Raw genomic sequence first — 8,661 nt, 5'->3', positions numbered from 1 at the left:
TTCGTCGGCAGCGTCAGATGTGTATAAGAGACAGGATGGGGGAGATGGGGGAGATAGGGAAGATAGGGAAGATATCGCTTCCTTATCTTCCTCACCCTCCTCACCCTCCTCACCCTCCTCACCCTCCTCACCTCCCTTCACAGTCATTGATATCGGTACGGGCGGCGGCTTTCCTGGTGTACCTGTGGCAATCGCTCGTCCGGATTGGACAGTCACGCTGCTGGATTCCACCCGCAAGAAGATTGATTTTCTCGATCGGTTGTTACCCACACTCGGAATCACTAATGTCAAAACGTTGGTCGATCGGGTAGAACAGGTGGGACAACAACCTCAATATCGCGAACACTTTGATTTAGCCTTAATTCGAGCCGTTGCCGCCGCTCCGGTCTGTGCGGAGTATGCTCTACCTTTGCTTAAACTGGGTGGGTTAGCCATTCTCTACCGGGGGCAATGGACAGAAGCAGAAACGATCGCTTTACAAACGGCGGTCGAGCAGTTAGGCGGTACACTGGCGGCGATCGATCCCTTCACAACGCCCTTAACCGCAGGAGAGCGGCATTGTCTGGTGCTCCACAAAATTGCCCCCACTCCGGCGCATTATCCTCGGGCAGTCGGCGTACCCAGTCAAAAACCGATCGCATAAATTGAGATCGCAGTACACTGAGCAAAGTGAATTAATCTCTTCAGCCTTTCTCAGTAGGATGGAATGTCATGTCAGAAATCACTGCTAACCCACCGCTAGAAACGCCTGCCTACAATATTGAACAAGCGGTTTTGCAGCGCTATGAGGCTGGGGCAAAACAACCCGAAGCGGCACTCTGTTGTCCCACGACCGATTACAAAGCCGACTACCTGGCGCAAATTCCCCAGGAGATTATTGAGAAAGATTATGGCTGTGGTGATCCGACTCGTTATGTGGCTTCCGGCGAAACCGTGGTCGATTTAGGGTCTGGGGCAGGGAAAAACTGCTATATCCTGGCACAACAGGTAGGCGCAACCGGGCAGGTGATCGGGGTAGATTTTAACGACGAGATGCTAGCCTTGTCCCGCAAATATGTGGATGACATGGCAGGGAAGTTGGGCTATCGCAATACAGCCTTTGTCAAAGGCAAGATTCAGGATTTAGCGTTAAATCTCGATCTGGCACAGGTCTGGTTAGATCAGCATCCCATTACGACGATCGACCATCTAGCTGCCTTTGAAGCAGAATGCGATCGCCTCCGGCGGGAACACCCGCTAATTGCCAGTGATAGTGTTGATGTTGTGATTTCTAATTGTGTGCTAAATCTGGTGCGTCCCCAGGACAAACAGCAGTTATTCCAGGAAATCTTTCGAGTGCTGAAACGGGGGGGACGGGCCGTAATTTCAGACATTGTTTGTGATGAAGACCCTACGCCCAATATTCTCCAAAATCCCGATCTCTGGAGTGGTTGTATTGCTGGCGCGTTTCGCGAAGATACCTTTTTAGCCATGTTTGAGCAGGCGGGATTTTATGGCATTGAGATCTTAGTTCGCCAACCCGAACCCTGGCAGGTGATCGATGGCATTGAGTTCCGATCGATGACGGTTCAAGCGTTTAAAGGCAAGGAAGGTGACTGTTGGGAGCGCAATCAAGCTGTGATCTACAAAGGTCCCTGGAAAGCTGTGCAGGACGATGATGGACATACGCTCTATCGCGGACAACGCACTGCCGTCTGTGACAAAACGTTCCAGATTTATACCAATCCCCAGGGGGCTTATCACCAGGACATGATTCCGATCCTGCCCCACACCGAAATTCCTCTGGATACCGCCTCTCCCTTTGACTGCTCCCGTGATCAGATCCGTTATCCCCGCGAAACGAAAGGTTCGGATTATCACGCGACTATGACGAACGCCGGGAGTGCCTGTTGTAGCACTGAATCCTGTTGTTAACGAATAGTCATCGCCCAGGGGGTAACAACTGCCTCAACAACCTGGCAAGTCCCTCACCACGAGTTTTACGGTGTTGGCGGCATCGCGATCATGATTGGATCTCCAGTATGTTTTTGCGGGGCATTGGCATCCTCGATCGTCACCGCCACTTTAGTCACCAACCCTTTAAAGCGATAGGCTTTCGGTACCACGATCGTCTGGGTAAACCCGCCGCGATCGTCTACCTGAAATACTTCTGTGAGAATGGCTTGCTTGGGATCGGTGGTAAATGGGGCATCGGGTTGGACGACTGTCCACAGGGCATACACTTTACCGGGGGGGAGGGACGGTAAGTTTTGGGCAGAAATCGTTGCTTCTAACTCGTCCGGATCAACAACGACTTTGGCGGCGGCGGCACTGTTGGTTTGGGTTGACTCCAACACATAGATTAATGTCGTCCCAGGAACCGTCGCTTGACGGGTTAACGCCTGTTGCAAGCGATAGTTGTTGATGCCTAACGCCACAATCAATCCGGCGGCAACTACTTCCAGCCATCCCCGCCAGGGTAAAGGTCGTCTGGTCGGCGATCGCTGGATATTTCCTGCGTGGTCTGCTTCAGCTTGAGTCAGAATGGTCGATCGCAGGTGTTCGGGTGGCATAACTTCCGGTGATGCATACGCCGTTTCAAGTGCCGTTTGCAGTTGAGCCACTTCTGCCGCGATCGTGGGATCGGTTGCCAACAATTGCTCAAACGCGGCTGCCTCCTCTGGACTCAGATCACCCAGAACATATCCCGCCATTAGTAGCTGTAACTCGTCTGAAGGCATCGCCATCGCTATCACTACACCTATCTAGTAAAACTTGTTAGCGTCTGACGCAGTTTAAGTAAGCCGCGTCTGGCTCTTGCTTTCACGGTTCCCAGGGGAATCTCTAATTGCTGGGCAATTGCTGACTGACTCAACCCTTCGTAATACGCCATGCGGAGAACTTGCTGTTCCTGTTCAGATAACTGGGCTAAAGCGGTACGAACTTCCTGGGATTGCTCCTGTTGAAACACTTGCTCTAAAGGTAAGGGAGTACCTGGTTCTAATTGTCTGCCCCATTGCCAGCGATCGAGCATCCGGCGGGTACTGCTCCGCGATCGCAATCGATCCTTTGCCCGTGATTTCGTCAGGATTGCCAGGAATGTCCGTAACGAGCCTCTCTGGGGATTGTAAGACGAGCCTTTAGCAAGGGTAAGAAAAATATCCTGGGTTAAGTCTTCCGCTTCCTGGGCATTGCCTAGGGTCGTCAGGGCTAGTCCATACACCAAACGCGCATGTCGATCGTAAAGCACCCCCAGAGCGGTCGTCTGTCCATTCCTCAAGGCAAGAATTAACTCTGCGTCTGTCTGGTTGAGTGAAGCGGATTCTGGTTGACCAGAGGGTTCAGCAGGCATACAAACATGGGGGGTGGGAATGGCTCCCTACAGGTGAATGTCTTGGTCATACCGAAAGCCGGACAAGGGCGATCGCCAGCCGCCAAAAGGTTTACTGACGGATGCCAGACCCTTATCCGGATTCAGTTCAATGATTAGCCGCCAGTATACTACGCCATTCGCCAACGGCTTACAGAGGACGGAAAATTCCCCGCAATTCTCCTGCCCGATGCTGCTGAGTATGGATATCGACATACAACTTGCCATCGGCTAGCGCCTGGAGTTGCTCTGGGGTCAGCGTATAGTTCCCAGAGAACTTACCCCCCATCCCGGTTTGATCCAGCATGACCGTGAGTGCATATTGGAAGGGACCATTTTGAGTGTTGTCCCCTCGATGAATGTGTGCCGCCGAGGTAATCTTCGGATTGGGTGGGTCAACGGGATCGGTCGCATAGTCCCGTAATCGACTCGATAACCCCATAAAGGCTCCCCGTACCATCAAACGATTGCCCATGAGGGAGGCTTCTGCCACCCCCATTGCCGACGTTGAGGGAGCATTGGGAACGACACTGGCGTTAATCAACGGAGCCGCATAGCGTTTCATAGTGCCATTGGACATCCCCTGAGCCAGATCCGATGGAGTACCCATTACCGAGTTAGCCGTGGGTGACATTGTCGCCGTGGTCATACGCTGGCTAAAAGTAGGGGCTGTAGAAACCCCAATGAGTAATACACAGGTGAGCGCACTCAGAACGATATTAACGAGCGATCGCGTGGCTTTCTTCATAGGTATGCAGATGAATCAACTCAATTTCACTCAGAAGTACGCAGCCGATGATGATCTGGATGCACCCAAATTTCTCCTTGGCTTCAGATGTGGATCTACATCGAGAAAGATGAGGGTGACGATGCAGCTAACTACCATGAAAGAAAGGACGCTGACAGGAGTAAATAATGGCACTTGATGGGGTACTACTGGATATTGACGGTACTTTGGTGTTGAGTAACGATGCTCACGCCCAAGCCTGGGTAGAAGCCTTTGCCGAATATGGTTATACGATCGCCTTTGACCAAGTGCGACCCTTAATGGGCATGGGAGCCGATCAGGTGATTCCCCAACTGGTGCCAGAACTCAACAGTGAAACGGGGGAGGGAAAGCAAATTGCCAGTTATCGCCGGGAGTTAATCTTAAATCAGTTTGGTCAAACCCTGACGGCAGCGAATGGCTCACGGGAACTGGTACAAAAAATGCAGGATGATGGACTCCATCTGATTATTGCCACTTCCGCCAGTGAGCAGGAAATGAAAATGCTGCTGAAGGTAGCGCAGGTCGATGATTTATTGCAAGAAACCACCAACTCAAGTGATGCCGATCGCTCCAAACCAGCACCGGATATTGTGGCAGCCGCATTGAGGAAAAGCCAACTCAGTCCCGATCGCGCCATTATGCTAGGCGACACCCCCTATGATATTGAAGCGGCAGGCAAAGCTGGAGTAGGAGTAATCGCTTTTCGCTGCGGTGGATTTAGTGATGAGCAATTATCAAATGCCCTAGCCGTTTATGACGATCCGGCTGATCTGCTGCAAAACTATGATCAGTCGCCTCTAGCTACCACTACCTAAGGGAAAGGCGATCGTGAATGTTGTTTGCTGATCCTGGCTAGTCGCGTGAATGCTAGCGCCAATGCGATCGGACAGCTTTTGCACAACCGTTAATCCCAGTCCTGCACCGCTATACTCCCACAGGTCACTATGGGGAATCCGATAAAACTTCTCAAAAATGTGACTCAGTGCTTCGGGAGCAATTTCGCTGCCAGAGTTGCAAATTCTCATGTTGAGGCAATGATTCGCTGTGAAGGCAGATACCGTAATGAGTTGATTGGCAGGAGTATATTGATAAGCGTTGCTCAACAATTCGTGCAGAATGCGCTCTAAATAGGAACGATCGGTTTGTAACGGTGGCAGAGGTTCTGTGATCTCTAGCTCTAGGGTTTGCTGACGATCGTTCATTCGAGAACGGAACGAATCCACCATTTGCGGCAACCAGACTTTGATATCAATTAAGGTAGAGGTCAGTGGTTCACCACCATCTACATAGGACAGAGTCAATAAGTTATTAATTAAGCGGATTTCCTTTTGGCAGGCTTCTTGCAAAATTTGTAGCGTTCGGGAAATAATTTGAGATTCTTTAGCAATCCACTCTTTCGGCTCCAATACCTTTTCCAAAGTTTGAATCGCTAGCGAAATACTACTTAATGGTGTACGTAATTCATGGGTCATGCTAGTCAGAAACTCATCCTTCAAGGCAATCAGTTTTTCTAGCTTTTCAACCTGTCCCTGCGCCGTTTGATAAAGCCGCGCCTGCCGAATCGCGATCGCGCATTGATTCGCGACTTGTTGCACTAATGTCACTTCAAATTCACTAAAGCAGTCATCCCGCGATCGCACGAGCCAGAGGTTGCCGAGCGTACCCTGGTCGTCAAAGATCGGACAGGCTAACCGAGTGACATTAACTAACTGAGGATTCCAGTCAAGCTGTTGATCAACAAACTGGAGGGGTTGCTGTTGAAGTAATGGTAGATAAAGTTCCGGTAGGTCAGCTACGGTATGAGTTAATCCCTGGCAGAGGGTCGTTTCGGTTGCATACTCATAGGCTACGGTTGCGTAATTATGCAGGGCATCATACAGTTCCACAATGCAATGCTGAGTCTGCATCACCTGTCCCAATTCTGCCGCCACCGCCTGCAAAATCTGACTTTCATCCAGACTATCTCGGACTTTTTCTGTAATATGTCGCACTAACGCCTCAAATTCGAGTGCCTGTTGTAACTGCTGTGTGCGTTCTTTAACCTGGACTTCTAGATGGGTATTTAACTGTTGAACTTGATGATGCAGTTCTGCCTGTTGTACCGCGATCGCTACTTGGGTTGCTAGCTGCTTCAGCAGATCGATCGTTGCACTCTCCCAACTCCGAGGCGATTGGCAATGATGCACAATCAATAACCCCCATAGAGTCTGCTCCGATGCGATCGGAACAGCTAAATTAGCTCGAACTTGCAATGAGGCTAATAACTCTACATAACAGGAGGTTAATTTGGCATTGTAAATGTCGTTAACAATGTGAATTCGTCCCTGCCGATAGGCTTCAATTTGAACCGCCGTAAAACAAGGATCGTGCAACCGATTGCCCAAAACAGTTTTCCAGGGAGACGCAACCGACTCCACAGTGATCACCCCACTCCAATCCGGTTCAAACCGATAAATCAGCACCCGATCGGTTTGTAGCAATAACCGCACCTCTTCTACTGTGCGATTGAGGATGGTATTTAGATCGAGGGAGGCTCGAATATGCTGGGAGATTGTATTAACTAACTGCTGTTGATCAATCTGTTGCTGGAGGGTGGCGGCTAGTTGCTGACTACTGTAGTCTACGATTGCCGGAGTGGGAGACGGCATCGATCGCGCTGCCTCTGTCCGACATTCCAATAACACGATCGTCGCTCCATTGCTTCCTTGCAAGGCTCGTGCCATCACCTGGGTTTCCAAGCAATCACCAGACTGAGCCACTAAACAAAGCTGAGTGGTCAATGGTTGAGTTGGCTGATGCAGAAAACTGGCTAACTCGGTCATCAGGCGAACCTGATCCCGCAAATGGACTAATTTAATCAACAATTGTCCAATTAAATCTGCCGGACTGTATCCCAGACAACTCGCACTTTGCAGATCGATCGCTACAATAATTCCGGCAACACTGACAGTTAGGGTAAGCGCCGCTAGTAGCTCAGTTCCAGTCGTCCCCGGTTCTGCCATAGATGCCAGTGACCGCACCTGAGGTAACTCCTCAACCACCGGATTGGTTGTGTGTCCATTGTGATTGTTATCCGCGATCGCTGGTAAATCCTGGCTCATAGAAGCGTCGTCCTTCTACTCCTACAAATGGATGTCGGTCAGGAAAAAACGCAGACCCCCACCCGCTTCCGTAATTGATTCGAATTGGGGGTTAATAGAGTTTTATCGTCAGGCTGAAGTGGAACAGCACTAGACTTAAGGTGATATGCAACTATTGCTCGTCCGTCTGAACCCGCTTATTCCGGGGAGTGGGGGCGATTCGGCTCATTAGGTCAGCGAGATGCAAACGAATTTATAACCGTTTTGATAACGCTGTTCTCCATCAAGCATGGGCAAAAAACTAGGTAGGTTGGCTGGTTAGCCATCCCTAGCAAGCCATAGCGATTTAGAACTGCTATATGCAATCTACTGCGAAATCAGAATAATTAAGAAAATATAAACATTTTTAACATTTTCTTCCATTCCTTCATCAGCCGTCACACAGAATGGAATTCCCTTTAAAAAGCTATCCGCTCCCACCAGGAGGATCGATCGCGAAGAACGAGTCTCAGGGATGGGAGCGGTCTAGCTGGTCTTCAAATCTGGAACCTGACTGCCGGAAGGAACTCCGAATCAGCCTGGTTAGCTAAGCTAACAACGTTTCCGAAGAAACTCAAGCTGACTGTTAGAGAACAGCCCCGGCACACAGCCGATTCACTCCAGATTGATGACCCACGCATTTACTACTATCTGGCATGGGCATCACCTCCTTGTTGCCTAAACGGTCTAACTCTCAAGAGGTCGGAATTACGTTAAACCCGAAGGTTCAACACCTTTAGCTAAGATAGCACAACCAAACCGAATGTGTGTTGTAAAACCAGGTAGTTTTTGCCACTTTATAATCTACATACAGATAAAAATCAAACTTGTTGTGAGCTAGAACTGCGATCGCTGATCAGACTATGCTATGTGCCTGTCTACACCACTCAAATCCATAGCGATAGGAAATTATACCGATCACATCCAGCTCTGCTTTGAGGAGACAGAACCTTGAACGATCGACAAGCGATCTAGGATTTTCTTTACTGGAGCTTCATCGTTACTAACTACAGCTTTACCGTAAGTAACGACAGCTTCATCGTTACTAAGGACAGCTTGAGCGTAAGTAACTACAGATGGAGCGGAAGTAACGACAGCTTCATCGTTACTAACTACAGCTTTACCGTAAGTAAGGACAACTTGAGCGGAAGTAACGACAGCTTGAGTAAATGTTAGATCAACTGAGATTGTGGCAACAACTAATCTGAGCGATCGTTGAAATGAGTTTAGAGGCACTGCGATCGCTTTAGCCGTTCATCTAATAGAAAAATTTCTACCCATAAAAAAACCCCACCTGAACCAGATGGGGCTATACCCTTGACTGAGGTCGAAAGTTAATCCTTACAGAGCATTACCGCGAGGTAACACTTCCTCAGGGAAGACAAAGTGTTCATGCGGCTGATCTTGAGGAGCCATCCAAGCCC

The 8,661-nt window shown here is 49.6% G+C and carries 8 protein-coding genes; 3 read left to right on the top strand and 5 right to left on the bottom strand.

Going from position 1 to position 8,661, the window contains the following annotated elements:
• Together rsmG and ACN4EK_RS31415 are read left to right on the top strand one after the other, a co-directional pair.
• A partial coding sequence (gene rsmG, locus ACN4EK_RS31420; protein WP_431662384.1) for a 16S rRNA (guanine(527)-N(7))-methyltransferase RsmG occupies nt 1-643 on the top strand: 643 nt, incomplete at its 5' end.
• Between the two features lie 68 nt (nt 644-711).
• Nucleotides 712-1,914, top strand: coding sequence for a methyltransferase domain-containing protein (locus ACN4EK_RS31415; protein ID WP_431662383.1), 1,203 nt, complete (start codon nt 712-714; stop codon nt 1,912-1,914).
• A 65-nt stretch (nt 1,915-1,979) separates the two neighbouring features.
• On the opposite strand, the gene ACN4EK_RS31410 is transcribed toward ACN4EK_RS31415, so the two are convergent.
• The 4 genes from ACN4EK_RS31410 to ACN4EK_RS31395 are packed head-to-tail and all read right to left on the bottom strand — an operon-like array spanning nt 1,980 to nt 4,097.
• Nucleotides 1,980-2,726, bottom strand: a complete 747-nt coding sequence (locus ACN4EK_RS31410) for an anti-sigma factor (RefSeq protein WP_431662382.1) — start codon at nt 2,724-2,726, stop codon at nt 1,980-1,982.
• 14 nt (nt 2,727-2,740) lie between these two features.
• Nucleotides 2,741-3,331, bottom strand: a complete 591-nt coding sequence (locus ACN4EK_RS31405; protein WP_431662381.1) for a sigma-70 family RNA polymerase sigma factor — start codon at nt 3,329-3,331, stop codon at nt 2,741-2,743.
• A gap of 27 nt (nt 3,332-3,358) precedes the next feature.
• Nucleotides 3,359-3,496: a hypothetical protein gene (locus tag ACN4EK_RS31400; RefSeq protein WP_431662380.1), complete on the bottom strand. Its 138-nt coding sequence runs from the start codon at nt 3,494-3,496 to the stop codon at nt 3,359-3,361.
• 4 nt (nt 3,497-3,500) lie between these two features.
• A complete protein-coding gene (locus ACN4EK_RS31395) occupies nt 3,501-4,097 on the bottom strand; it encodes a CHRD domain-containing protein (RefSeq protein ID WP_431662379.1) in 597 nt (198 codons plus the stop codon).
• A 167-nt stretch (nt 4,098-4,264) separates the two neighbouring features.
• Between ACN4EK_RS31395 and ACN4EK_RS31390 the strand changes: the two genes are divergently transcribed.
• A complete protein-coding gene (locus ACN4EK_RS31390) occupies nt 4,265-4,933 on the top strand; it encodes an HAD family hydrolase (protein ID WP_431662378.1) in 669 nt (222 codons plus the stop codon).
• On the opposite strand, the gene ACN4EK_RS31385 is transcribed toward ACN4EK_RS31390, so the two are convergent.
• On the bottom strand, nt 4,916-7,219 hold the full coding sequence (locus ACN4EK_RS31385; protein ID WP_431662377.1) for a sensor histidine kinase: 2,304 nt from the start codon (nt 7,217-7,219) through the stop codon (nt 4,916-4,918). The two genes, ACN4EK_RS31390 and ACN4EK_RS31385, sit on opposite strands and share 18 nt — an antisense overlap.
• Between the last annotated feature and the right edge of the window lie 1,442 nt (nt 7,220-8,661).

Origin of the sequence: Pantanalinema rosaneae CENA516, assembly GCF_050753385.1 — a bacterium.
GTDB lineage: Bacteria > Cyanobacteriota > Cyanobacteriia > Leptolyngbyales > Leptolyngbyaceae > Pantanalinema > Pantanalinema rosaneae.
Note: the sequence above shows the minus strand (reverse complement) of the source record. Positions and strands in the feature narration are given on the sequence as shown.

Bases quoted from the DNA above. Each gene is read 5' to 3' on its own strand.
- ACN4EK_RS31415 (WP_431662383.1), top strand. From the start codon at position 712: ATGTCAGAAATCACTGCTAACCCACCGCTAGAAACGCCTGCCTACAAT.
- ACN4EK_RS31410 (WP_431662382.1), bottom strand. From the start codon at position 2,726: ATGGCGATGCCTTCAGACGAGTTACAGCTACTAATGGCGGGATATGTT.
- ACN4EK_RS31405 (WP_431662381.1), bottom strand. From the start codon at position 3,331: ATGCCTGCTGAACCCTCTGGTCAACCAGAATCCGCTTCACTCAACCAG.
- ACN4EK_RS31395 (WP_431662379.1), bottom strand. From the start codon at position 4,097: ATGAAGAAAGCCACGCGATCGCTCGTTAATATCGTTCTGAGTGCGCTC.
- ACN4EK_RS31390 (WP_431662378.1), top strand. From the start codon at position 4,265: ATGGCACTTGATGGGGTACTACTGGATATTGACGGTACTTTGGTGTTG.
- ACN4EK_RS31385 (WP_431662377.1), bottom strand. From the start codon at position 7,219: ATGAGCCAGGATTTACCAGCGATCGCGGATAACAATCACAATGGACAC.